The organism is Leifsonia sp. HAY1-4F, from assembly GCF_056755275.1.
The window spans coordinates 1-234 of the sequence record NZ_JBNDHX010000668.1 but is presented as its reverse complement, the minus strand read 5'-3'; the positions used below and the strand labels follow the sequence as shown (position 1 = coordinate 234).

The 234-nt window shown below is 55.1% G+C and carries 1 pseudogene; it reads left to right on the top strand.

The features are described 5' to 3' along the window. Positions 1-53: 53 nt before the first annotated feature. A pseudogene (locus ACPYOG_RS20910) lies at positions 54-234 on the top strand (transposase); the annotation flags it as partial.

The window sequence follows — 234 nt, the reverse complement described above, 5'->3', positions numbered from 1 at the left end:
GCTGAAAAAAGCATGAGTTGGCGAGAGGGATTTTGCAGGTCATCAACGGCTGTCTGAAAGCGCACATTGGCGTCGATGCCGAGTCCGGTTTAGTGGATTGGCGTGGTCGGCACGGCGGCGAATGGGTTAGACGTGACACAGGTTCATCAGTTGCTCATGGCGAGGAAACTCACGTCTGGCGATGGCGGTTACACCAGCGGAACAAGCGTTCTGAGCATCAGAACCGCCAAATGA